At 63.8% G+C, this 24,146-nt stretch carries 23 protein-coding genes and 2 pseudogenes; 19 read left to right on the forward strand and 6 right to left on the reverse strand.

Annotated features, from left to right (window positions below; translation table 11 throughout):
* Positions 1-129: 129 nt before the first annotated feature.
* The 5 genes and pseudogenes from ACIQT2_RS12105 (at position 130) to ACIQT2_RS12125 (ending at position 3,779) form a co-directional block, all read left to right on the forward strand.
* Positions 130-1,410, forward strand: coding sequence for an MFS transporter (locus ACIQT2_RS12105; protein WP_402946631.1), 1,281 nt, complete (start codon positions 130-132; stop codon positions 1,408-1,410).
* Positions 1,411-1,553: 143 nt separating this feature from the next.
* Positions 1,554-2,285: a DsbA family protein gene (locus ACIQT2_RS12110; RefSeq protein ID WP_402946633.1), complete on the forward strand. Its 732-nt coding sequence runs from the start codon at positions 1,554-1,556 to the stop codon at positions 2,283-2,285.
* A pseudogene (locus ACIQT2_RS12115) lies at positions 2,282-2,800 on the forward strand (cytochrome c biogenesis CcdA family protein); the annotation flags it as partial. The gene ACIQT2_RS12110 and the pseudogene ACIQT2_RS12115, both read left to right, overlap by 4 nt.
* Positions 2,801-3,110: 310 nt before the next feature.
* Positions 3,111-3,164 (forward strand): annotated as a pseudogene (locus tag ACIQT2_RS12120) (hypothetical protein); the annotation flags it as partial.
* A 72-nt stretch (positions 3,165-3,236) separates the two neighbouring features.
* The gene (locus ACIQT2_RS12125) at positions 3,237-3,779 is read left to right on the forward strand and encodes an IclR family transcriptional regulator (RefSeq protein WP_402946927.1); all 543 of its coding nucleotides are present in this window, start codon (positions 3,237-3,239) and stop codon (positions 3,777-3,779) included.
* Between the two features lie 734 nt (positions 3,780-4,513).
* On the opposite strand, the gene ACIQT2_RS12130 is transcribed toward ACIQT2_RS12125, so the two are convergent.
* The 4 genes from ACIQT2_RS12130 to ACIQT2_RS12145 form a co-directional block, all read right to left on the reverse strand.
* A complete protein-coding gene (locus tag ACIQT2_RS12130; protein ID WP_402946635.1) occupies positions 4,514-4,726 on the reverse strand; it encodes a hypothetical protein in 213 nt (70 codons plus the stop codon).
* 310 nt (positions 4,727-5,036) lie between these two features.
* Positions 5,037-5,504: a hypothetical protein gene (locus ACIQT2_RS12135; RefSeq protein ID WP_402946637.1), complete on the reverse strand. Its 468-nt coding sequence runs from the start codon at positions 5,502-5,504 to the stop codon at positions 5,037-5,039.
* A 187-nt stretch (positions 5,505-5,691) separates the two neighbouring features.
* On the reverse strand, positions 5,692-6,186 hold the full coding sequence (locus tag ACIQT2_RS12140; RefSeq protein WP_402946639.1) for a hypothetical protein: 495 nt from the start codon (positions 6,184-6,186) through the stop codon (positions 5,692-5,694).
* Between the two features lie 39 nt (positions 6,187-6,225).
* Positions 6,226-6,831, reverse strand: a complete 606-nt coding sequence (locus ACIQT2_RS12145) for a TasA family protein (protein WP_402946640.1) — start codon at positions 6,829-6,831, stop codon at positions 6,226-6,228.
* 308 nt (positions 6,832-7,139) lie between these two features.
* Between ACIQT2_RS12145 and ACIQT2_RS12150 the strand changes: the two genes are divergently transcribed.
* The 6 genes from ACIQT2_RS12150 to ACIQT2_RS12175 all read left to right on the forward strand — a co-directional run bounded on the left by ACIQT2_RS12150 (position 7,140) and on the right by ACIQT2_RS12175 (position 12,392).
* Positions 7,140-7,736, forward strand: a complete 597-nt coding sequence (locus tag ACIQT2_RS12150) for an RNA polymerase sigma factor (protein ID WP_402946642.1) — start codon at positions 7,140-7,142, stop codon at positions 7,734-7,736.
* Positions 7,733-8,473: a hypothetical protein gene (locus tag ACIQT2_RS12155; RefSeq protein ID WP_402946644.1), complete on the forward strand. Its 741-nt coding sequence runs from the start codon at positions 7,733-7,735 to the stop codon at positions 8,471-8,473. The genes ACIQT2_RS12150 and ACIQT2_RS12155 overlap by 4 nt, the downstream gene beginning before the upstream one ends.
* 186 nt (positions 8,474-8,659) lie before the next feature.
* Positions 8,660-9,082: a hypothetical protein gene (locus tag ACIQT2_RS12160; protein WP_402946646.1), complete on the forward strand. Its 423-nt coding sequence runs from the start codon at positions 8,660-8,662 to the stop codon at positions 9,080-9,082.
* Positions 9,083-9,092: 10 nt separating this feature from the next.
* Positions 9,093-9,569 carry a hypothetical protein gene (locus ACIQT2_RS12165; RefSeq protein WP_402946647.1) on the forward strand — a complete coding sequence of 159 codons (477 nt, stop codon included), beginning with the start codon at positions 9,093-9,095 and terminating at the stop codon, positions 9,567-9,569.
* Positions 9,570-9,791: 222 nt separating this feature from the next.
* A complete protein-coding gene (locus tag ACIQT2_RS12170) occupies positions 9,792-10,745 on the forward strand; it encodes a DUF808 domain-containing protein (RefSeq protein ID WP_402946649.1) in 954 nt (317 codons plus the stop codon).
* A gap of 57 nt (positions 10,746-10,802) precedes the next feature.
* Complete coding sequence (locus ACIQT2_RS12175) at positions 10,803-12,392, forward strand: molybdopterin-dependent oxidoreductase (protein ID WP_402946651.1); 1,590 nt, start codon at positions 10,803-10,805, stop codon at positions 12,390-12,392.
* Here the strand turns inward: ACIQT2_RS12175 and ACIQT2_RS12180 are convergent.
* Positions 12,278-14,143 carry a 2-isopropylmalate synthase gene (locus tag ACIQT2_RS12180; RefSeq protein WP_402946653.1) on the reverse strand — a complete coding sequence of 622 codons (1,866 nt, stop codon included), beginning with the start codon at positions 14,141-14,143 and terminating at the stop codon, positions 12,278-12,280. The genes ACIQT2_RS12175 and ACIQT2_RS12180 overlap by 115 nt on opposite strands.
* Positions 14,144-14,316: 173 nt before the next feature.
* Here ACIQT2_RS12180 and ACIQT2_RS12185 point away from each other — a divergent pair, with 173 nt between their 5' ends.
* Positions 14,317-14,985, forward strand: coding sequence for a FadR/GntR family transcriptional regulator (locus ACIQT2_RS12185; protein ID WP_402946655.1), 669 nt, complete (start codon positions 14,317-14,319; stop codon positions 14,983-14,985).
* A 173-nt stretch (positions 14,986-15,158) separates the two neighbouring features.
* Positions 15,159-15,590 carry a ChaB family protein gene (locus tag ACIQT2_RS12190; RefSeq protein WP_402946657.1) on the forward strand — a complete coding sequence of 144 codons (432 nt, stop codon included), beginning with the start codon at positions 15,159-15,161 and terminating at the stop codon, positions 15,588-15,590.
* Positions 15,591-15,628: 38 nt separating this feature from the next.
* On the opposite strand, the gene ACIQT2_RS12195 is transcribed toward ACIQT2_RS12190, so the two are convergent.
* Positions 15,629-16,291, reverse strand: a complete 663-nt coding sequence (locus ACIQT2_RS12195; protein WP_402946659.1) for a TetR/AcrR family transcriptional regulator — start codon at positions 16,289-16,291, stop codon at positions 15,629-15,631.
* Positions 16,292-16,440: 149 nt separating this feature from the next.
* On the opposite strand from ACIQT2_RS12195, the gene ACIQT2_RS12200 reads away from it, so the two are divergent.
* From ACIQT2_RS12200 to ACIQT2_RS12225, 6 genes are all read left to right on the forward strand, one after another.
* The gene (locus ACIQT2_RS12200) at positions 16,441-16,668 is read left to right on the forward strand and encodes a hypothetical protein (RefSeq protein WP_402946661.1); all 228 of its coding nucleotides are present in this window, start codon (positions 16,441-16,443) and stop codon (positions 16,666-16,668) included.
* Positions 16,669-16,697: 29 nt separating this feature from the next.
* A complete protein-coding gene (locus ACIQT2_RS12205; RefSeq protein WP_402946663.1) occupies positions 16,698-18,494 on the forward strand; it encodes a sigma-54-dependent Fis family transcriptional regulator in 1,797 nt (598 codons plus the stop codon).
* Positions 18,495-18,821: 327 nt separating this feature from the next.
* Positions 18,822-19,781: a C-terminal binding protein gene (locus ACIQT2_RS12210; RefSeq protein ID WP_402946665.1), complete on the forward strand. Its 960-nt coding sequence runs from the start codon at positions 18,822-18,824 to the stop codon at positions 19,779-19,781.
* 42 nt (positions 19,782-19,823) lie between these two features.
* Positions 19,824-21,119 (forward strand): aspartate aminotransferase family protein, encoded by a 1,296-nt coding sequence (locus ACIQT2_RS12215; RefSeq protein WP_402946667.1) that lies wholly within the window; start codon positions 19,824-19,826, stop codon positions 21,117-21,119.
* Between the two features lie 2 nt (positions 21,120-21,121).
* The gene (locus tag ACIQT2_RS12220) at positions 21,122-22,021 is read left to right on the forward strand and encodes a fumarylacetoacetate hydrolase family protein (protein WP_402946669.1); all 900 of its coding nucleotides are present in this window, start codon (positions 21,122-21,124) and stop codon (positions 22,019-22,021) included.
* A gap of 32 nt (positions 22,022-22,053) precedes the next feature.
* Positions 22,054-24,144 carry a hydantoinase/oxoprolinase family protein gene (locus ACIQT2_RS12225; RefSeq protein ID WP_402946671.1) on the forward strand — a complete coding sequence of 697 codons (2,091 nt, stop codon included), beginning with the start codon at positions 22,054-22,056 and terminating at the stop codon, positions 24,142-24,144.
* The last annotated feature ends 2 nt before the right edge of the window (positions 24,145-24,146 follow it).

Here is a 24,146-nt window from a genome sequence, read left to right on the forward strand (position 1 = left end):
GCATCTTGTATCCTAGATGTGGAAGTCTGCGTTTGGCGTCGATATCCGCTGTACGCGCCGTGCAAGCGGAGCCGCAGTTCCCGCTCACCGCCCGGCCACCCGGCTGGCCCTGGAACCATAGGACTCGTTTTGACTCACCTCCAACCCGGCACTGGCCTGCAGAGCCCGTCCACCACTGCGCCGACCCATGATGAACTGCAACGCAGAACCATGCGCGTGCTGGTCCTCATGCAGATAGTGGGCACGGTGGGAGTGGGCATCGCGCCGTCCATCGGCATCCTCCTGGCCAGCCAGGTGACCGACAACGAGGCGTGGGCAGGGCTCGCCCGGACGGCAAGCACCCTCGGCGCGGCGCTGCTGGGCCTGCCGCTGGGCAATCTGGCCGCCCGCTTCGGGCGCCGCTTCGCTCTCTCCAGCGGCTGGTGGACTGCCGCTGCTGGCAGTGCCATCCTTGTGGTCGCTGCGCAGGTCAGCCACGTGGTGCTGCTCTTCGTCGGACTGCTGCTCATTGGCGCCGGTTCTGCCGTAAGCCTTCAGGCACGCTTCGCCGCTACCGATCTGGCCAAACCCCACCACAAAGGCAGGGCGCTGGCCCTGATCGTGTGGGTGGGAACCATTGGCTCCGTGCTCGGGCCCAACCTGGGGATCCCCGGAGAATTCATCAGCGAACGGACCGGCCTGACCGTCTACGCCAGCGCGTTCCTCATCGCGGCCGTTTGCCTGGCCATCGCCGGGGTCCTGGTGTTCGTCTGGCTTCGGCCCGACCCGCTCGCCGTCCTCCAGGCCGACTCTGCTGCTGCACCTTCCCAGGGCCGGAAGAACAGCAAAATCCGGCTGATCCTCGCCGAGCTCAGGATCAATCGCTCAGCACGCTACGCGGTCATCGCGATCCTCAGCGCACAAATCGTCATGGTTGCCATCATGACCATGACGCCGGTGCACATGACCCACCAGGGCGGCTCCATCACGCTGGTCGGCATCACCATCAGCCTTCACATCCTGGGAATGTACGCGTTCGCCCCGGCCGTCGGGCTTATGGCGGACCGTCTCGGGCACAGGCTGACCATCGGGGCGGGCATCTGGGTCTTCGCGGCATCATTGTCCATCGCAGCCCTCCAGCCCCACGACACCACCTGGATCATCACCTCGCTGATCCTCCTCGGGCTGGGCTGGTCACTGATGAATGTCGCAGCTTCGGCGCTGTTCAGCATGGTCGTCTCGGCCCAGACGCGGGCCTCATCCCAGGGCGGCGTCGACGCCATCTCCAACCTCTGCGGCGCCGCCGCCGCATTCGGCGCTGGACCGCTCCTGGCCCTCAGCAACTTCTCCACGCTGGCCGTCCTCGCAGTCGCCGCCTTGATCCCGATCTTCATCCTGACCCTCCGGGGGCATACGAGCAGCGGATCCTGAAGGAAACGCCCCGCGCCGGCGCGTGGACTGGCGCCCGCTGGCCGATAGCCCGTGATGGGCATCGGTTCAGAGCGCCGCCGCCCGTGACCAACGCGGGCCAGAGCCGGAGTGTCTTGTTGCATCCAACATGTATCCTAGTTGGCATGTTGAATAAGAAGGCTGGTCAGGGCGCCGCGATGCCGCCGAAGAGACGCTTCAGGGCGCGCTGGATCCTCTACGCCGCTGCCGCGGCTCTGACTGCGGCGCTCATTCTCTTCATGGCCTTTCGAGGGCAGACCCGGAATGAGGCGTCCATGGGATCGCCATCATCGGAGGCAGGCGCCGTGGTGGCAGCCGACCCGGGAAATCCGCTGGTGATCGGTTCCAAGGATGCCCCGGTTGTTCTCATCGAATGGGCGGACCCGCGTTGCCCGTACTGTGCCTTGTTCACGCAGGAGACGCTGCCGACGTTGCTGAAGGACTATGTGGACAGCGGCAAGGTCCGTTTCGAGTTCCGCGATGTCGCGATGTTCGGTGAACAGTCCGTCAGCGCGGGCACGGGGATCCGTGCGGCGGCCGCGCAGGGACGGTTCCATGCCTACCTGACGACCTTGTACGGCGCGGCTGAGGGCCATGAGCACCCTGACCTGCCACGGGAGAAGCTCATCGAGTTTGCCCGCACGGCCGGTGTCCCGGACTTGGACCGCTTCGAAGCCGATCTGGGAAGTGAGGCCTTGCGCCAGGCAGTACTTGCCTCCACGACCGATGCGCGCAGGCTCGGCGTTACGGGTGTGCCCCTGTTCCTCGCCGACGACAGGGTCCTTTCGGGGGCCCAGCCGGTGGAGGTCTTCAAACAGGTTCTTGACGAAGCCTTGCAGGCCGCCGAAACGAAATGACGGTTACCGTGGCCGGGGCTTTCCTAGGGGGAGTTCTGGCATTGCTCAGTCCGTGTTCGGCGATGATCCTGCCGTCCTTTTTCTCTTACGCCTTCACAAACCCAGCAAGACTCCTGCAACGCACGGGGGTCTTCTATCTGGGCCTTGTGACCACCTTGGTTCCGCTGGGCATTCTGGCCGGAACGAGTGGAGCCTTCCTCAGCGAGCACCGCGGGGGACTCGTCCGTGGCGTGTCCATCGCCGTGATCTGCCTTGGGGTCCTGCAACTGAGCGGGCTGTCGTTGCCGGTGTTGGGCATGACCGCTGCAGGCACCACGTCCACGCTGTCGGTGTACTTGTTGGGTACCGTGTACGGGTTGGCGAGCAGCTGCGCCGGCCCGGTGCTCGGATCCGTTCTGGCTCTTGCCGCGCTCGGCGGAGATGCTGTCTCCGGCGGGATCCTGTTGGCCGTCTTTGCCCTGGGCTTGGCGCTTCCGCTGGTGGTCCTTTCCCTTTCCTGGCAGCGAACGCCCTGGGCCAAATCCATCGCACGGCCACGGGGGATCCGCATCGGTCCGTGGACCAACACCTGGTCCGGTGTCCTCGGCGGCCTGCTGGGCATCGCTTTGGGAGTGTTCCTGGTGATGACCGATGGGACCAACACGCTGGGCGGAATCCTCTCGGCGGCCCGGCAGGCGGACCTGGAAGCCTGGACGTTGTCTGTCAGCCGGGACATACCGGACTGGGCGATGCCCGCCACCGCTGCAGCGTTGGCAGGATCGGTCTGGGTTCTTCGCAGGATCAAAAGCGGGCGAGGTGTGGAAACGGCCGGGGAGAGAGCAGCCCATGACGGCGACGGAGCTCCTGGGCTTGGGACGATCCACCGTCCACAGGCTGCTGAACACCCTCGAACAGGAAGGATTCGTCCGCAAAGACTCCTTCAACCGGGGTTACCGGACCGGCAGGGTGCTGGTGTCCATCGGTATTGCCGCAGTCGGGGACATTGACGTCCGCAAGAAGGCGCACGTTTTCATGGAGGAACTGGGGGCCTCGACTGGGGAGACCGTTCATCTTTTCGTGCTCGAAGGAGGCAGCGCCCGCATCATCGACGGCGTGGGGAGTCCACAGGCAGTGCGTGTGGCCACAGCCATCGGCGCCCTCTACCCGGCGCACGCTACGGCAGGCGGCAAAGCGTTGCTCGCCGCTTTGCCCGGTGACCAGCTTCGCGCCATGTATTCCCGGGGTTTGCCCCGATTTACCGACTTCACCCAGACACGCTGGGAAGCCTTCGAACCGGAAATCGAAATGATCCGCAGGCAGGGCTTCGCCGTAAACCGCGGAGAAGCCCAAGACGGCGTCTGCGGGGTAGCCGTTCCCATCTTCGACCGCGCCAGGCGACTGGTCGCCTCCTTGGCTCTGTCCGTCCCCAGGGACAGGATCAATGACGAAAGAATCGAAAACCTTGCCACGGAACTGCGTCACCACGCTGCGGACATAGGCGAAGTCCTCGTGTAGACGAACACAGTGTCCCAAGCAAACGTTAAGGTTTCTTCAGCAAGAGCTTCATCGCCACGCCACGCATCACGCTTACCCGAACGCAATGAGTCAGTTAGGGACACCGGGCACGCTGGTAATTCTGCTTAGCATCGCAAACTTGAGCGGACAGGGATTTTGAACCGACTCGCGGGGGCCTCCGTCATCCACAACTCCTTACCTGATCCACCACATCGTCGTAGCCCAGATCGAACGACCGTGCACAGCTCCCGGTTGGGGCGAGAGTGAGGGTGGCATCGACTTCTTTATAGATGCCAATAGTGGAGGCAGTGACGGCTTCGGCGACGTCGAGCCGGTCAAGGTTAACCACTCAACTTCAGCAGTGCCGGCTAACCCGTAGGACGTTGCAGTTCTTTGAGTTGTGCTCTGACTTGGGCCGGAGTGGATCAACGTGACGTTCTCCGAAACCTCCCAGGTTGTTGTCCTTGCGCTTTAGAGGAAGTTTCACTTACTCGACTAGTAGGTTGCAGTTCCGGCCGCTATCTGCCCGCGTAGTGGTCTGCGATGACGATGTATTAGGTGGTGGTGTATTCGGCGATGCCTTCAAACGCAGAAGCTGCTTCCGATACATGGATGGCAGACACGGGTTGGCTGACGAACCCACTTCCGCACTCGATCTGTCGGTTCAAGCCCAGATTCTCAACCTGCTCCTTGAACTTGAGGGCACCCAAGGCCTAGTGATCATCTCTCACGACCTAGCCGTCGTGCAGCATCTCACAACCGAACTTGTTGTGCTCTACAAAGGAAACATCGTGGAACATGGGCAGACAGCCGAAGTACTCAGGAACCCACAGCACACTTATACGCACCAGCTCGTTGCAGCAAGTGCCCTGCGAGTCAGCCTTTAATCGCCCGATCATAACCGTCGGGGCATATAGATCACGCCGGGCGCCTTCCAGAATGCTCAAGACGCACCAGGCTAGAGCTCCGCTAGCCCGTAAACGCAGTGGGCATACTTGCTCGGCGCGGGAGCATCTTTGATACTCCGACTTCGGTGGCCGCCGGGAACGCCTATGCGGCCGCCAGGACCCGCCGGGGGCGCTTCCCGCAGCAAAATAGCCGGCACGGCTAACTATCGTTTAATGCGCGATTCTCTCGTCTAATGACGCCTCGCCTTGGAACGCCGATAACGGATATTCCGTCAAGCTGGCGGGAATCGTCCGGCGAGCCAATCAGGACAGTCCATTCGGCCGTCCCAGGGTGGGGTGGTGATTGGAGTCAGGGGCAGTTCAGGGTTCCGGTGAGGGGTTGGCCGATCCAGGTGTTCGTGGAGTTGGGGACTTTGTAATAGCCGCGGATTTGGTAGGTCCAGGTGCCGGTGAGGTTGCTGGCGTTCTGGACTCCGGAGTTGTAGGACTTCCCGGCTGTTTTGCTCAGATCGCCGGTGAATTGGACAACGCCGTCCGGGTCGATGATTTTCAGCTCGTGGTAGTTCGCGTAGGCAACGTTGGTGAAGGCGCCGACGCTGATTTTCACCTGGCCGAACCAGAGGAAGGAGTCGCAGGACTTCGTGACGGTGACCGTGTTCGCTGCGGGGGCCGGGATGCGGGCCGCGGTGACAGCCGTGGCTCCGGTTTCGGTGTCGTTGAACTTCGCGTGGGCCGGTGACAGCTGCACACCCATGATCAGAAACACTGCGGCGAGGATGATGGCTGGTATCTGCCAGATGATGCTCTTGCCGTGCATGCGTTTTCCGTCCCCCGGGGTGCTGCTCTTTTGCTTCGTTTCCAGTGTGTCCGGTCAGGCTCAGGAAAGACCGGGGTGAACACTCAAGGTCCGCTCAAGAACAGTCGAGGCGTTCAGGGAATGGTCAGAGATAACAAGAAACAGGATGAAGACAACGCGGCAGGAGTACCTTGGCTGTGGTCGCGGTTCAGAGACTTCGGAGTTGTTGGCTGTGCAGCAGCTCGACGGAGTCGTCAGGGACCTGGACGGGTTTGCTCACCGGGGTTTGGGTGTGATCAAGGAACACGCGGTAGTACATGCCCTTCCGGTGGGGTTCCACCCGGTAGACGTGGGGCATCCATTGATGACCGAGGATTGCCTCCACCCACGCCTCGCATTCCGTGGGGACCAGTGTTGCCAGGGTGCCGGTTTGGCGGCGGTGCCCGGCCATGCCGATGGTCACGCAACAGCCACTCACTTCCGGGGACGGACTGAACCGCCGCACGTCCTCAAGATCTGCCACAACGGTGAGGTTGGTTCCCGCACCTGTCACCGAGGGCACCGGGCCGATCCGGCCCAGCCGTCGGGCTGCGTGGATCCCAGTCGGCCCGGGTGTGCAGAACCTGAGTTCCCGCATAACGTCGTCCACGACCTGGCCATGGGCCACCCGGATGCGGTGGCTGAGTTCTGAAGCGCTGTTCATGACTACTCCCTGCAGGTAACCGAGCTGGATGCGGGGTGGTTACTTGACGGTTTCGGTGCGTTGGGTGCCGGTGAAGGAGAAGGCGATGGTGGAGGTGGCGCCTTGGAAGGTGTTGTCCGCGGTGGTGGGGAACGCGGTGGTGACTTTGAGGTTGTCGGTCTTGGCCGAGGTCAGGGAGGTCAGGTTGTTCAGGACTTTGTTCGCGCCGATCACCGGGGCCGAGGCCAGCACGGTGGTCTTGGTCCCTGCGCAGGTGTACGGGGCAGCGGTACCGGTCCAGGGCACGGAGCAGTTCTCGATGGTCAGCTGCAAACCATTGGTCGTGTCGGTGGTCAGGAGGGATCCGGTGGCGCCGGCGGAGGTGGTGAGGGTGACGTTGTTCAGGTCCGAGTTGCCGGTGTTGGCCAGGGTGACGAGCTTTTCGACCTTGTCACCGGGCAGCAGGCCCGCGACCGGGACGTTCAGGGTGTTCGATGCCCCGGTGCCCAGGGCGATGGTCACGGTCCCGGCGGTCACGGCCTGGGAAGCGGAGGTGGAGGAAGTGAACGCACCATAGGTGCCCATCCCGGCGACGGCGGCCGCGGTGCCGACCAGGGCGACGGAGGCGAGGATCTTGCCGGAAGTGGTCTTGAGGCTGATGGCCATGTGAATCAGTGTCCTTTTCAAAGTGGCCACCGTTTCCCCGGACGGCCGATTCCTTGTTTCCAGCCTTACTGGCTGACAAGAAATACTCTGACGGCCCCACCTCAAGACAGAACGCTGCAAACCCACAGCACCGCGTCAGGAAAACCTCAAGACTGCCTCAAGCCCCATCAGTCACAGTCGCCACACAACGCACAGATATCCAGGCGTCGCAAGACCCGCGACTGGTTCTACGTTCGTGGTGCAGAAGAGTTTCGAGAAAAATTTCTTCCGATCTGTAACTATCCGGGGTGTCCCGGACAATACAGGGCATGGAGGACGTTCAGCCGGGGGATGGCATCCTTTGGGCGAAGAGCCTGAAGGGTGACGCGGAGGCGTTCGGTCTGTTGTATGACCGGCACCGTGACCGCGTCTTTCGTCATGCCTATCGCCTGGCGGGCGGGTCTCAGGACGCCGAGGACACGACGGCGTCCGCTTTCCTCGAGTTATGGCGGCGCCGGGAGAGCGTGAAACTCGTTGACGGCTCGATCCTGCCGTGGTTGTTGGTGACCACGACGAACACGGCGAGGAACCTTCAGCGGGCCAAGGCCCGCCATCGAAGGCTGCTGGCCGCGATTCCCCGCCGCAGTGAAGCCGACGCCCATCTGGACCCGGCGCATTCGAGCCTCGCCTCTTCCATGAACGAGGAAGTCGCCCAGGCGTTGGCGGTCTTGAAGCCACTGGACCTGAAGCTGGTCAGTCTTGTCGTCTTCGAAGAATTGCCGCTGCCGGCGGCAGCTGAGGCGCTTGGTCTTTCCCATGGGGCGGCCAGGGTCCGGATGCACCGTGCCCGCCAGAAGCTGAAGGCTGCCCTGCCGGGCTCACTTCACACTGCTTATGCATCAGCCCTGAAAGGAGATCCGTCATGAACGATGTGCGCATTGATCCGCAGTTCGACCGGGCGCTCCGGGAAGTACTCCTTGAACAGGTTCGCAACAGCTCCCAACAGAAACCCCGCAAACGCTGGGCTCTGTTGCTCGCCGGCGCCTTGGCCGGAGCAGGAATGCTCGGTGGTGTGGGCGCGGCCGCCGCTGGATTCTTCAGCCTGCCTGGCGTGCCCGCCACCACGGTCCTGGCTTCCCCTTCGACCGCTGTTTACAGCGGTACGGCAACGGCTGATCTGGGGCCGGCGCCCGAAGGAACGACGGGTATTGAGGTGGAACTGACCTGCCTCACCGCCGGTACATTCATTTTCCCTGATGGCGCCAACGTTTCCTGCACGGCAGCCGACCTGGGAACGCACGGCGCCTGGTCCAAGTACGTGGTACCCGTCGACCCGTCCACGCGCGGGGTGACCATCACCACCGATCCGGGAAACATGTGGCAGATCACCGGGACCTACATCTCCCAGGTGCCCACGGAGTGGAAGGTCAACGCGAAGGGCGAGACCTACGGCGTTGAGGTGCCAGGGCGTGGAGCACCTGACCTGATCGCCGTCATCGCCACCAACGGAGCCGCCGGGTACGCCTACACGAACCAGATGAAAGGGACCGATCCGGCAAGCCCGGAGGAAGCAGCCAAGAACCTGCCCAAACCCCAACGGGAAATCCCCGTGTACCTCAGCGATGGCACCACCCAGGTAGGTGTATTCATGGCCCCCGGATGATACGGACGAGCAATGTGTAACATTCAGAAAATTACCCGTCCTGGATATTTAGTGATAGCCAATCAACAGCCTTAACTATAGGCTGGCGTCGTCATTTTTAGTATCTATCAGGCGGGGGAAATGAATAACTCCAAGAGGGTTGGCAATCGTCGCTTTTCTGCGCAATTACGCAAGCGCATAGCGATAATGATCGCGACTTTTGTTGCCGCATTTTCTGTGATGTTCGGAGCCCAGGCGGCCTTCGCCTACGGGGCCGTGAACGGCTCCATGGCCCAGTACTACGTGGCAGGTCACTGGTACGACACGTATCCCACGGTCTACACGCAGCCCGCCTCGTATGCGTTGGCCAGTACCCGGAGTTCCTTCACCGGTGGGGGTACGTACGCTGGGTGGGCTGGAGCCAGGGGGCGTCTTTTTACCTCGGATAACTATCTGAGCTGCGAAGGCGTGAATTCCTACAACCCCTCGCAGGGGAGCCTGGCTGAATCCTATTCGTGCTACAGGTACCAGCCCTATAACTGGTACAGCTGGGGCGTAGCCCGGGGCTGGAACGGCTCCGGCTACAACGATTTCTACACATCCGCGACCATTCTTCAAGGAAATTACTAAAGGGGGGATCATGAAATTCCAAACAATGTCCACGCGGGGCTTCGTCGTGGCCGTGGGTTTATGCGCAGTGCTCGGGCTGGGGGCGGGTGCTTCCATGGCGGCCGCCGCGGCAGGCGGTTTGGTCCCCTCCAGTGCGGCATCCCCGACGAAGCCCGCACCGGAGTATCCGAAGAACGCCGCGGGCAACACCTACGGTTCCGTCGTTGATTCCGTCTCGCCGGAAACGGAGCCGGACCTCATCGCCGCTGTCACAGCGGACGGCACGAAAGGCTACGTGTCCAAAGCCGAACTCGACGTCGCCAACGGCACATCAGCTTCACGACATTTCAGGACTCCCGAGGACGCCATCACATGGATGGAAACCGAGGGACGCGCTGACCGGTCAATCCCCGTCTACGAAGCAGACGGGACCACGGTGATTGGCGAGTTCACCGTGGTGGGCCTCGATACACAGAGGGCCACCCGGGAACTCATCAACTCCCGTTGACCGGAAAGCCATTGGGGGGTGGCGGGTGTGGACCTTCTCCACACCCGCCATTTATCTATTGAGGCACGTGTCCGTGCCAGCCGGGCACCTGAACAACCCACCAGCGAACGGCATCTGCCTGCTCCCGACCAGGAGACCGTAGACTTTCAGCATGCCAATCGTGCTCCCCGCCCCGGACAATCACGCCTGCCTGCACCTACCCGTGCGGGATGGAGGTGAACTGTGAGCGGAGGCCTCGTAGCGCTGTTGGATGATGTCGCTGCCCTGGCTCGACTGGCGGCCGCGTCTGTCGATGATGTGGCGGCCGGTGCCGCGAAAGCGGGTGCCAAGGCTGCCGGCGTCGTCATCGATGACGCCGCGGTGACCCCGCAGTATGTGTCCGGAGCGGACCCGTCCCGGGAACTGCCCATGATCCGGAAGATCTTTTGGGGGTCGCTGAGGAACAAGCTGCTGGTCATCCTGCCGGCGCTGCTGTTGGTGAGCACTTTTGTCCCCGGGATCATTCCGGTGATCCTTCTGCTGGGTGGCACCTACCTTTGTTATGAGGGTGCCGAGAAGGTCTGGCACAAGCTTCGGGGACACTCCGAGGAGGGTCACGGCCCGGCCGTGGACCGAGGACCCGAAGCGGAAGCCAAGGTCACGCGAGGCGCAATCACCACCGACTTCATCCTCTCCTGCGAGATCATGGTCATCGCGTTGAATGAAGTAGCCAGCGAGTCCTTGTGGGTCCGGGCGTTCATCCTGGTTGTCGTGGCCATCATTATCACCGCGGCCGTGTACGGGGCCGTGGCACTCATCGTCAAGATGGACGATATAGGGCTTCACCTGACCACCAAAGACTCTCCGGCAACGCAGAGGACCGGGCGACTGCTGGTCGCCGCCATGCCGAAAGTGCTCTCCGTGATCACCGTCGTCGGGACGATCGCGATGCTCTGGGTAGGTGGCCATATCCTGCTGCAGGCCGCCCACGACCTTGGCTGGCACCTGCCTTATGACCTGGTCCATGCGCTGGAATCACCCATTGCGGGAATCCCGGCCGTGGGCGGCGCGCTGGCGTGGTTGGTCAATACGCTGTGCTCGGCCGTACTCGGCATCATCTGGGGTTCGGTCGTCATGGTTGTAGTCCAAGCGGTGTCGCGCGTGCTGCCGTTCGGAAAGAAGAAAGCAGCGCACTAAAGAGGGCTTGAGCCAAGTCTGACCGATCCCTCCACCGGGTGGCTCCGAATCATCTACATGATGAAGCACAGCCGCAGTATCAGGGGCGCCAGGGGTATGGCAGCGTTGGCAGGGGTGGTCTCGGCCGCCGTCGTACTGGCCGTCGCGGAGTTGGTGGGTGCGTTCTTCACCGCCAGGGCAACGCCCTTTTTTGCCCTGGGGTCTACGTTCATTGATTTCACGCCGCCGTGGTTGAAGGACTTCGCGATCGCGACGTTCGGTACGAACGACAAGGCTGCCCTCTTCGTCGGGATGGGCTTGACCATCGCGGTCCTTGCCTGCGTGCTCGGCGTCGTCGCTTACCGGAAGTGGGCTCTCGGCGTCCTGGGCGTGCTGTTCATGGGCGCGGTGATTGTTGCTTGTGTCCTGACCCGGGCCGGCGTGCAACCCTTGGACGCCATCCCGTCGGTGGCGGGAACAGTGGCCGGGCTGGTGGTGCTGCGCCTGCTTCTCCGGCCGTTGTGGCGGTTGAAGGCCTGGCCGGAGATCCCTGCGGACATGGCAGCCGACGCCGACGGGACGGCTGAGTCGGCCGTCACCAGCCGCCGTCGTTTCTTCGCCGCTGCCGGGGTGGCCGCTGTCGCGGCTGGTATCGCCGCCACCGGTGGCCGGTTGCTGAGTGCGGCGCGGAACAACATCGCCCAAGCCCGGGACGCACTCAAGCTTCCGGCCCCTCGCAGGGCTGCGGCTGCGGTACCCGCGGATGTGCAGTCCCCGGTGAAGGGCGTCTATCCGTGGTTGACGCCAAACAAGGATTTTTACCGGATCGACACGGCGTTGAGTGTTCCCGAGGTCAACATCGAAGACTGGGCACTACGGGTCCATGGAATGGTCGAAGAAGAAATCACGCTGACTTTCCAGGATCTGCTCGACGCCGATCTGATCGAATCGCATGTGACCCTCACCTGTGTCTCCAACCCTGTGGGCGGAAAGCTGGTAGGCAACGCGAAGTGGCTGGGCATGCCCCTGCGCGACGTCTTGGCCAAAGCCCGGCCAAAGGACGGAGCAGACATGGTCCTCTCCCGCTCCATCGACGGTTTCAGCGCCTCCACTCCCTTGGACGTCCTCCAGGAGGATGACCGGGACGCCATGCTGGCCATCGGCATGAATGGCGAACCCTTGCCGGTGGAGCACGGCTATCCGGTCCGCATGGTGGTCCCCGGACTGTACGGTTTTGTCTCGGCTACCAAGTGGGTGGTTGACCTGGAGGTGACGCGCTTCGCGGACAGCAAGGCGTACTGGACCGAGCGGGGCTGGTCCGAGCGTGGACCCATCAAGACCATGGCAAGGGTGGACGTCCCGGCATCCTTCGCGAAGCTACCGGCAGGAAAGGTCGCTGTTGGCGGTTCCGCCTGGGCCCAGACCCGGGGCATCACCAAGGTCGAAGTACAGATCGACGACGGCGACTGGGTGGAAGCGACGCTGTCCGCCGAAGCGTCCACCATCACCTGGCGGCAATGGTCCTACGAGTGGGACGCCACGCCCGGCATCCATTACGTCAAGGCCCGCGCGACGGACGGCACCGGCGAGGTGCAGACCGACAAACGCGCCGATCCCGTACCCGATGGAGCCTCCGGCTGGCCGTCCGTCATGGTCACCGTCGAGTAGCTGCCGGCAGCGCTTATCACTGCTGCCATGCTCGCCGCCAAGACTGATCCTGCGCGTCCGGCGGCCCATGAGACGTCTCCGTCGAGGCGGTATTCGATGATCGTGAGCGCTTCGCTGCCGTTGCCATGGCCGAGGCTCGTCTGGTGCAGGTTGAGGATTTCGATGTGGATGTCCTCCGCAGCCAGCGCCGCAGTCAGGGCTTCGACGGGGCCAACTCCAGTGTGGGTGCTTGTGTGCTCATCACCTCGGATACGGAGGCTGAGGCGGGTGGTGCCCTCGCCGGCGGTCTCGGAGGTGTCGTAGCCACAGAGTTCGACGGCGGAGGTGCTGAGGTAGCTGCGCTGGAAGATCTCCCAGATTTCGGGGGCGGTCATCTCGGCGCCGGAATCGTCGGTGTGCTGCTGGACGAGTCGGGCGAAGTCGATTTGCAGGCGCCTGGGCAGTTCAATCCCGTATTCGGTTTCGAGCAGGTAGGCAATGCCGCCCTTGCCGGACTGGGAGTTCACGCGGATCACGGCGTCGTAACTGCGGCCAAGATCGGCCGGGTCGATTGGCAGGTAGGGAACCTGCCATGCGATGTCCGATTCAGCCCGCCCTTCGGCCTTGGCTCGTGCACGGTGTTCGGCGAAGCCCTTTTTGATGGCGTCCTGGTGGGTACCGCTGAACGCCGTGTGCACCAGGTCGCCGACGTATGGATGCCTGGGGTGCACGTCGATTCGGTTGCAGTATTCCACCGTGCGACGGATCTCGTCGATGTCGGAGAAGTCGATCATGGGGTCGATGCCTTGTGCGTGCATGTTCAAAGCCAATGTAGCGATGTCAACATTGCCGGTGCGTTCTCCGTTTCCGAAGATGCAGCCTTCGACGCGCTGGGCGCCGGCAAGCACTGCCAGCTCTGCGCACGCGATCCCCGTGCCACGGTCGTTGTGGGGGTGTACGGAAAGGATGACGCTGTCGCGCCGGGCGAGGTTCTTGTGCATGTACTCGATCTGGTCCGCATACACGTTGGGCGTCGCGATTTCGACCGTCGCAGGCAGGTTGAGGATCACGGGACGCTCAGGTCGGGCGTCCCAAAGCTCGGTCATCGCGTTGCAGACATCCAGCACGTAGTGGGGCTCGGTGAGGTTGAAGACCTCGGGTGAGAACTCGAACCTGACGTTTGGCATATCGCCGGCGGCTTCGAGGACGTCCCGTCCACCGCTGAGGATGAGTTCCTTCAGGTCGGAGGGGTTGTATCCGAGCACCATGTTCCGCCAGGCCGGTGCGGTCGCGGTGTACATATGGATAACGACGTCGTTGCGGATGCCCCTGATCGATTCAACGGTTCGTTTGATGAGGTCGCGCCGGGCAGGCGTGAAGACCACGATGGTGACATCCTCCGGGGCGATGTCCGTGTCAGCAATCAGGCGCACGAAGTCATAATCGGTCTGGGAAGCCGAGGGGTAGCCGACCTCGATTTCCTTGTAACCCATCGCGACCATCAGCTCGAAGAAGCGGCGCTTGCGTGCAGGGTTCATCGGCTCCGCAAGGGCCTGGTTGCCATCCCGCAGATCAACCGGAACCCACAGCGGTGCGGCCGTCAATCGTTTAGTCGGCCAGTCACGTTCGGTGAGCGGCACGTCGACCCGCGAATACACGTCGGAGTAGCGGTGGGAAGGCATCTGGGAGTGACGCTGCCGGTTCCACGTTGGGGAAGAACCGGGCACTGTGCCTGCGGGAGTAGAGATGCGGGGGAAAGCTGAAGCTGTCATCGGTCGGTTTCCTTCGTGTTCAAGTCAAGGGACCGGCGCATGCTTCAGCTCCACGGAGGGGAGCCGGTCTAGGTCAGGCCCCGCCGTGGCAGCGAAGAAGAAGGAACTCGATGGAGAACATGGGTAGACTGTAACACAACACCTCAGACAAGCTGAGTAGTAAGGAAACTTTTATGGCGCAGGTCAAGCGCGTCTCGCTGGCAGATCAGGCCGCAGAAATCCTCCTTGAGCGGGTGAAGTCGGGGGAGTGGAAGCTCGGCGAGAGGCTGCCCGGAGAAACGACCTTGGCCCCGCAGCTCGGCGTCGGGCGTTCCACGGTCCGCGAGGCCATCCGTCAACTGGCGGGGCGTGGCGTGCTCGACTCACGGCAGGGCGCGGGCGTTTTCGTCACCGCGCTGGATGTCTCGGACGAGTGGGATGAGGTGCTTCGCCGTGCCGATATCGTCGCAGTGGTGGAAGCCCGCATTGCCATCGAGACGGAAGCTGCAGCACTGGCAGCAGAACGCCGTACCCCGGCCGATCTATCCGCGATCCGTCGCGCCCTTGCTCTCCGTGATCAGCAACGCGATGACCCGGTGCAGCTTGTTGATGCGGACACCGCCTTTCACCGCGCGATCGTCGCAGCTGCCCACAACCCGATCCTCACCGAATTGTTCGACGGGTTCACTCCGCGGCTCCGGCACGCGATGATTGAACTGCTCCACATCAGAAAGAATCACGCTGACGACGCAGACCACAAGGTGCACGCAGACCTGTTGCAAGCAATAACCGAGCGCAACGCCCCTGATGCAGTTCACGAGAGCCGGGCCCACTTGCTGAAAATCAAGGCCGCGCTCACCTGACGGCCTCGCGCAAACGCGCCCTCGATCACTACGGCGCCAAGCGCCCGACCTGGCGAAACCCGCGGACGCGCCTGCCGCCGTCGTGGTCTTTCCGACCGCACGGCCGGAGCCTCGTGCGCATCGGAGGGCGCGCCTAGACTGGCGCACATACCTGATACAAGGAGGGGAGTCCGATGCCAAAGACCGGTAAGGCCGGGCATGCGCTCAAGGGCGAGTTGCCGTCGACGATCCGTCGTTCGGACCAGAAGGCCCAAGACACCTTCGCGAAGACGTACGACGCTGCGATGGAAACTTACGACGGCGACCAGCGCCGGGCGGCGCAGACGGCCTTCTCGTCGTTGAAGCACAGCTATGAGAAGGTGGGGGACCACTGGGAACCGAAGGAGGAGCGCGGCCCCTCGGATGCCCGGGCGGCGGGCGGACCTGACACCCCGGCGCCGACGGCCGGTGGAGTGGATGCGAATGCAAGCAAGGCGCATCTGTACCAGCGGGCCAAGGAGTTGGACATCAAAGGCCGCTCCACCATGGACAAAGAGCAGCTGGTTCAAGCACTGCAGAAGGCCAACGAACGGGCCACCCGGAAGGCCCGGGAAGAAGAAAGCTAGGGCCCCGCGGCGGCGGCCCGCGGCGGTGGCCCCGATGCCTACTTACTTGCGCGCTGGAAATCCACTGCCAGGATCGCCCGTGAAAGCGTGACGGCGCGGTCCGCCAACACCTCCAGTTCGGCATCGGTGCAATCGCGGGGGGCCCAGCGGGTGGCACCTTCAAGGAGTGTGGCCACCACCCGGACGTGTTCCTCGGCGTCGGGGCAGCCCATGTCCCGCGCCGCCGCGATGTACATCTCCTCGTGCAGGGTGACCCAGTCATCAACCTGGGCCCGCAGGTCCTTGGGCAGGACTCCCGCCATCCTGTCTGTGGCAACCAGGAGATCCCACAGATTGCTCTCCGGGAGCCTTACCTGCCTGGTGAAGTGGAGTTTGACCATGGCATCCCAGAACTCCTCCGCATTGTCCGCCGGAGCAACGGCTTCGAGCAGGGCGACGCCGAACCGGTGGAAGTGCCAGCGCAGTGATTCGGCAACGATCTCGTCCCGGCCGTCCGGGAAGTGCGAGTAGAGGCTCGGCGGCTTGATGTTGACGGCGTTGGCGATGGTCCGCATGGAAACGGAATTGAATCCGTTGGCTATGGCGAGCTCCAGGAACGCTTCAAGGATGTTCTGCCGGCCCGCCCTTTGGCCTGTCCAGTTCCATTCCTTCAGTTGCGATTCGAAGGCGCGGGAGGCGGATTCGTAGGACCTGTCGCTCATAATTGGCCATCCTAACAGTCGTTAGCTTTTGTTCGCTTGAAGGCAGGAAAACTCTTCCCTAACGTCTGTTAGTTAGGTACGCTGGAAATGGCATCAGGCAGTACCGCTGCCGGTGCATCTCAAAGCGTTTGAGCGGGAAGAGAAAAGCAATGGTCACCGAAAACACGAGCCTGGGGGCCACTCGGAACAGCAACGTCATCCTCGGAAGCGGTCTTTCCGGAATGGTTGCCGCGTACATCGGCGCACGGGCGCTGGAGGACAACGCCTTATCCCAAGAAGGGTGGTCGGCTGAGCAAGCATTCCGTCCCAAGCTGCCCCGGTGGCTGCGCCCGCGAAAGACCACGCCAGGCGGCACCGGCCCGGCACTGGCATCCTGACCGCACATACACAGGGAGAACCTGCTCCAATGTCTGCAGAAGTACTGTCGCCGTGGCCGAACGAAACCCCACGTGAAACCAACCGCGTCCGCGAACTTTTCCTCATGCAACCGCACGCCGACCTCAGCGGAATCCGGCCCATGATCGCCCGCTCCTGGTACCGCAGCCGTGCCGCGGGCGTCGATGCCTTCGCCGACCGCGGGTTCTACGACGAAGGGCGGGTAGACGAGTACACGATCGCTGCGGCCGGCCCGCACCTGCAGAAGCTGGATGAAGTGGCCGCCGACCTAGGCGGCTACGTCAACATCACCGCCCCCAACGGCGTGCTGGTCAAGGCCAACTTCCTGCGGGATGACGGGTTCCCCGCCGGGTACTCCCTGCTGGAGGAGAGCTGCGGAAGCAACGGCGAAGGCCTGGCCCTGGAAGAAGGGCGCGGCGTCTGGCTTGCCCCGGAAGAACACTTCCGTGAGGACATGCGCGGCAACTGGTGCTTTGCTTCCTTGGTCCGGGACCCGTTCCATAACCGTGTGCGGGCCGTGATCGGGCTGACGCTCCCTGCAAACCGTGTCAGCACGCTGGAACCGTCGTCCACCCTGCTCATGCTGGAAGGCGTTGCATCGCGGATCGAGCGGGACATCGAGGTCCGTACGTCATCCAAGGAGCGGGCACTCCTCAGCGAGTACCTCAGGATTTCGCGCAGGCGGGGCAACCGGGCCGTGATCGCCGTCGACGGCAAGAACTCGCTCCAGAACGCGTCGGCGACGGCGACGCTGGTAGACAGTGATTTCTCGATCGTCTCCGGTTACGCCAAGGCTGTGATGTCCTCCGGTCGCGAGATGAACTGCGAAGTCATGCTCCAAGGGCCAGGCTTGTCCACGTTGGAGATTTCCCCTGTGACGCTGTCCGCGGCGAACGTCGGGGCCATCGTCGTGGTCCGGCCGCATGCCCCGGCCAAGGACCGCGCCGTCACCCCCTCAAGCGCGCCACTCCAGTTGGCCTCTGTTCCGCAGGGGACCGCGGAACGGCTGCTGAAGCACGTTGACGGCACCAGCACGGAGTTCAAACGCACCCTCAACCTGGCCCGGAAAGCCGTGGACCAGGACAGGTCCGTGGTGATGATCGGTGAGCTCGGCAGCGGGAAGCTGCGGCTCGCCGGTGCCATCGCGTCCCTGCGCGGCGGGCAGATGGTGGTGGATGCCCGCAACGGAGACCTCAGGAACGCCAGCTTCAGGGATGTCCTGCACCGGGTGGCCACCGAGCTTCCCGCGACGCTGATCGTTGAACACGCCGATGAGCTCTCCCAGAACGAAGCCAGCGAGATTGCCCGCAACCTCCGCGGCAACGCCACCACCAAACTGATCTTCACCGTCACCCGCCCCACGGATGCCACGCTCCTGCTTTCGGAGGCTTTCGATGTCCTTGAGGTCTCCGTGGCGCCCTTGCGCAACAGGCGCGAGGACATCCCCCAACTGGCCAACGCCATCGCTGGAGAACTGGGGGAGCGGCGGTTGTCCCGCAGGCTCATCACTACCCTGACCCATGCCGACTGGCCCCGGAACATCGACCAGTTGCGCGCGGTGGTCTCCAACGCCGTCGAACGTGCAGAAGGTGCCGAGGTGACAGTCGACGACCTTCCCCAGGGATTCCATCGTGTCCTGACGAAGGGCCGGCTATCGCGCCTCGAAGACGCCGAACTCAGCGAACTGCGCACTGCCCTGCAGGAGGCGAAAGGCAACCGCAGCCTGGCCGCGGAAACCCTGCAGATTGGCCGCTCCACCCTGTACCGGCGCATGGATTACTTCCGCAGCCGCGGCTTCGACCTCTGATTCCACGCGTCACGCAGCAGCCGAGCTCCTGAGGGGCCGGCTGGTGCGCGCTGCCCAAAAACGAAAGCCCGACGGCGGGTGGCCGCCTGTGTTGCCCGGCGAACCTCGGGCGGAGGAAGGCCCGACGGCGGGTGGCCGCTTTGCGCGGACGACGGCGGAACGCCCTGCCCCGCATGATCGCTGGGACAGTGTCCCACCGAGGTGTCTCGATCTGGCACGGATGGCCTCACCGATATCGCGTTGTACTGGAAATCACCCGACACCGGCACCCGTCCAAGGAGTGTCCGGCAGCGACCGAGGGTACCAACACGAACAGGACGACTGACTATGACCCGCGATGCCCAGGGAACCATTCTTGTGGCCCCTCACCATTTCCCGGACCTGGACCGTGAGCACGCGCTCGCGGAGGAGTTCGGTTACACACTCAACCCCGCGGCAGACACTGACGCCTTCCGTGAAGGGCTTCCCGAAGCCGACATTGTGATGATCACGCCCTACGCCAAGCTCACTGCGGCGGACTTCCCGCTGATGGCCAAGTGCCGCGCAGTGATCAGGTACGGAATCGGCTACGACAACATCGACGTTGCCGCGGCCACCGAAGCGGGCATCCCGGTCTCGATCGTTCCCGGCACGGCGTCGGAGGAAGTTGCCTCCCACGCCTTCGCGATGGGCCTGGCGCTGGCCCGCCGCCTGCCCGCCGGCAACGCAGCGATCGACAACCTCGGCTGGGCCGGAACCATCGGCTACGACACCCCAGTCCTTTCCGAACTGGAAGTCGGCGTCCTGGGCATGGGACGCATCGGCCAGCACGTGGCCCGCATGTACTCGGCCGTCGGCGCCCGGGTCCGCGCCTACGATCCCTTCGTCACGGACAGCTTCGTGGAGATGGCCGGCCTGGAGGACATCCTGGAGAATTCCGACGTCGTTTCCCTCCACCTGCCGCTCAACGACGACACGGCGAACCTCATCTCCACCGGAGTCCTCGCCTCGATGCGCAAGGGCACCGTGATCGTCAACGTGTCCCGCGGCGGGCTCATCGATGAGGCCGCGCTCGCCGAGGCCTTGGTCTCCGGACACATCGCAGGCGCCGGGATCGACACCTTCGCGCAGGAGCCGCTCGCTGCCGATCACCCCCTGCGCACGGCGCCGAACGCCATCCTCACACCGCACATTGCCTGGCGTTCCAACCGGTCGACGGGCGCACTGCAGGACGGCGCAGTGGAACGGGTCCGCCTTGCGCTCACCGGCCAGCCACTTATCGACCTCGTCAACCGAAAAGACGCGTGAACTGAAACGACTTGTGAACTGAAGAGACTGGAGAAACCTGACTTGGCTACCACCAACCATTTGGAAGACCTCGCTGCCTTGCAGAACCCTGTGGAAGATCCGCACCTGCGCCGTGGGCCCCGCGGTTTCCCGCTGCTGCCCGGCGGTTACGGCCGGTCCACGTACTACACCGGCGCTCCCAGCCCCTACGCCATCAAGGGCGAGGGCTACCGGGTGTGGGATGACCGCGGCCGTGAACTGATCGACGCGAACAACAACTTCACTTCCTTGATCCACGGCAACGCACACCCGGAAATTACCGAGGCCGCCACCAAGGCCCTCACCACCGGGGCGAGCTGGGGCATCCCGAACCTTTACGAATGGGAACTCGCCGAACTCCTGCTCGGCCGCCTTCCCGAACTGGACCAGGTCCGCTTCGCGAATTCCGGCACCGAGGCCGTCATGTCCGCGATCCGCATCGCCCGGGCCAGCACCGGCCGTGAACGCGTCATTGTCACCAAGGGCGGCTACCACGGAACGTCCGAGGTTGCCCTGGTTCCCGGCGGACCGTCCTACCAGCGCGGCGTGACCCGCGGCGTGATCGACGACGTCACCGCGGTGCCGCTGAACGACGTCGACTTCCTGCGCCAGGCGGTTGAAGCCGCTCCGGACGCGTACGCCGCCATCATCCTGGACCTGCTGCCCAACCGTGCCGGCCTCCTCACGATCAATAAGGAGTTCGTCCGGACCGCCCGGGAACTGGCTACCCGCTACGGCATTGTGCTGATCATCGACGAGGTCATCAGCCTCCGTCTTGGCTACAGCGGCTTCAGCGGTGAGTATGGAGTTTCCCCGGACCTGCTGACCACGGGAAAGCTCATCGGCGGCGGTTTCCCCGTTGGTGCTGTTTGCGGCAAGGCCGAGCTCATGGCCGAGGTGGACCCCACCCGTCCGGGCAGCCTGCCGCACGGCGGAACGTTCTCCGGCAACCCGGTGAGCATGGCCGCCGGTTCCGTGGCCCTGCGCCTCTACACCGAGGATGAGGTCACGCGCCTGAACCAGTTGGGTGACACCGCCCGCGAAACGGTCAACGCCAGGATTGCCGACGCCGGCTGGGAGATCCGTGGCCGTGGCTCGCTCCTCCGCGCGGTTCCTGCGGGTGCGGAGAAAGTGGACGAGCACACCCAGCACAAGTTGTGGTGGGCCTCCTACGAGCGCGGCCTGCTCGGCTCCCCGGCCAACCTGCTGTCCCTGTCCACGCCCATGGACGAAAAGGTGGTGGCCGATATTACCGACCGCCTGGCCGACGCCGTCCTGGCAGTCGCCTCGGACGCTCCCACTACGGAAGGTGCCAAGTAACCATGAAGATCGTTTCCTACGAACACGAATCCGGGATCCGCGGCGGCGTCCTGATTGATGACACCGTCTACGACTTGGAACTGCTCCTTCAAAGCTCCAAAGAGGCAGTGCACGGAGCCACCACGTCCGTCCGGGAATTCCTGGAACTCTACGGTGACCGGCTGGAGGCCATCTCCGCCGAGGTCAGCGCCTTGGCCGGCCAGGATCCGGAAGCCCACGTGGGTGCCCGGGCCGATGTCCGCCTGACCACGCCGGTGCCCAACCCCTCCAAGGTGCTCTGCATCGGCCTGAACTACAAGGACCACGTCGCCGAGACCGGCCGCGCGTTCCCGGAGTACCCGGACGTCTTCGCCAAGTTCGCCTCCACCATGGTGGGACCCGACGAAGAGATCGGCGGTGCGAAGGTCAGCGAAAACCTCGACTTCGAGGGCGAACTGGCAGTAGTCATCGGGCGCAAGGCCAGCGAAGTCACCGAAGAAGAAGCGCTGAACTACGTTGCCGCGCTTGCCCCGCTCAACGATGTCACTGCCCGCGACCTGCAATACCGCGGCACCCAGTGGCTGGCAGGTAAAGCCGTTGACAGGTCAACCCCGTGGGGCCCGGCCTTGGTCACCCTGGACGAAGTGGGCGATCCCCAGAACCTGGACCTCACCACCCGCGTGAACGGCATCGAAGTGCAGCGTTCCAACACCAGCTACCAGATCTTCCCGATCGCACGGATCGTCTCCTACCTCTCAAGCTTCCTCACCCTGGAACCCGGCGACGTCATTGCCACAGGAACCCCGCAGGGCATCGGTGCCAAGCGGAACCCGCCTGTCTGGCTGGAACCGGGAGACACGGTGGAAATCGACATCGACAAGGTAGGCCTGCTCCGCAACACCGTGGGCAAGCCCCAGCTCTAACCCCCTGCAAGCTCTACGAAAGTAATGAAGCCATGAGTGATGTACAAACACAACCAGGCGAGGCCCGGTACCGCATCGCCGTCGACACCGGCGGTACCTTTACCGACGTCGTGGTCGGTTCCAACAGCGGTGACATGGCAGTCGGCAAGGCGCTGACCACCTACGACCGCGTGTTCACCGGCTTCGAAGCCTCGGTTCGCCGCGCGGCCGAGTCCGTTGGCTGGAGCGGCGACGACGTCCTGCGCAACGCTGACGTCATTGTCTACGGCACCACCCACGCCACCAACGCAGTGCTCACCGGCAAGGTCGCCAAAACAGCGCTGCTGACCACGGACGGTTTCGCCGACACCCTGCTGCTCCGCGAAGGTGGCCGCCGCGACGCCTTCGATTCCAAGGCTGCCTACCCGCCGCCCTACGTTCCCCGCCAGCTGACCTTCGAAATTACCGAGCGCATCTCCGCCGAGGGCGACGTCCTGGTGGAGCTGGACGAAGAGCAGGTCCGCGAAGTCCTCGGTTCCTTCAAGGAACAGGGCATCGAAGCCGTTGCCGTTTCCTTCCTGTGGTCCATCATCAACGACGCCCACGAAAAGCGGGTTGCCGAGCTGATCAAGGAAATCCTCCCGGGCGTTCCCTACACGCTCTCCAACGCGGCCAACCCCACCATCCGCGAATACCGCCGCTCCTCGGCAGCCTCGATCGACGCTTCCCTGAAGCCGCTCATGGCCGACCACCTGGGCAAGCTCCGCTCGGACCTCCAGGAATATGGCTTCGCGGGCGACCTCCTGGTAGTGACGTCCGAAGGTGCCGTCCTCGACGTCGCCGACGTCCTGGACCGCCCCGTCCTGCTGCTGAACTCCGGCCCGTCCATGGCACCGCTGGTGGGCGCGGCGGCTGCTCCAGACCACGACACCGTGGTTGTCTGCGACATGGGCGGCACCACCTTCGATGTGTCCCTGGTGGAGAATGGCGTGGTCCGCCACACCCGCGAAGCCTGGCTGGGCGAACCGTTCGTCGGTCACCTCACCGGCCTGTCTTCCGTCGCCGTGTCCAGCATCGGCGCCGGTGGCGGCAGCATCGCATGGATCGACGGCGGCGGGCTGCTCCGCGTCGGCCCGCAGAGTGCGCGCAGTACCCCCGGTCCGGCAGCCTACGGCCGCGGCGGCGAAGAACCAACCGTCACCGACGCCTGCGTGGCGCTCGGCTACCTCGACACAGAGGGCTTCGAAGGTGGCTTCACCCTGAACCGCGAGGCCGCCATCAAGGCCATCGACACCCGCATCGCCGGGCCGTTGAAGATGGACACCCTGCAGGCAGCCCAGGCCATCCTGGATGTCTCCGCCAACCACATGGCCACTGCCATCCGCCAGTCTGCCCTCGAACAGGGCGTTGATCCCCGGGGCGCGCTCATTGTTGCCGGCGGTGGCGCAGGCGCCATGGTCGCAGCGATCATCGGCAGGCTCCTGGAAGCCGACACCGTACTCATCCCGGCGACTGCCGGAGTTTTGGCCGCCTACGGCGCCCACCGCGCCCCGATCGCCACCGAGTTCCTCTCCCCGCTGCACAACGACACCCGCAGTTTCGACGCCGGTTCGGCCTCCCGCGCCGTGGAGGACCTGACAGCCAAGGCTGAGCTCTTCGTGAAGCGCTTCGATGGCGTAGGCGAGGCGCCCAAGGTCACCTACTTCGTGGATGCCCGGTACCCCGGCCAGGCCTGGGACCTGCGCGTCTACCTCGACGCCGCCCCGGACACCTCCGGCGACGCGGCAGGCATCATTGAGCGCGCCTTCCACGAAGAGCACGACCGCCGCAACGGCACCCACGATCCGGACAGCCGCGTGGAGATCATCACCTGGGGTGTCCGCGTGGAGATCCCGCGTCCGGAGCACACCAAGTCCGAAAGCGAACTCAGCCGCACCGCGGAAATCCACCGCACGGACAGCATCGTCTTCGGTGGCGAACCCTTCAGCACCCAGCGCTACCGCGGCGTGACGCTCGCTCCGCGCGACAAGATCGTGGGACCGGCCGTCATCGACCAGCCCACCACCACCATCGTCGTACCGCCGGAATGGGACGCGACGCTCGATGAACGATCCAACATCTACCTCACCCGTAAGGAGGCGTAACC

The sequence above is a fragment of the Paenarthrobacter sp. NPDC090522 genome (assembly GCF_044769225.1).
Lineage (GTDB): Bacteria > Actinomycetota > Actinomycetes > Actinomycetales > Micrococcaceae > Arthrobacter.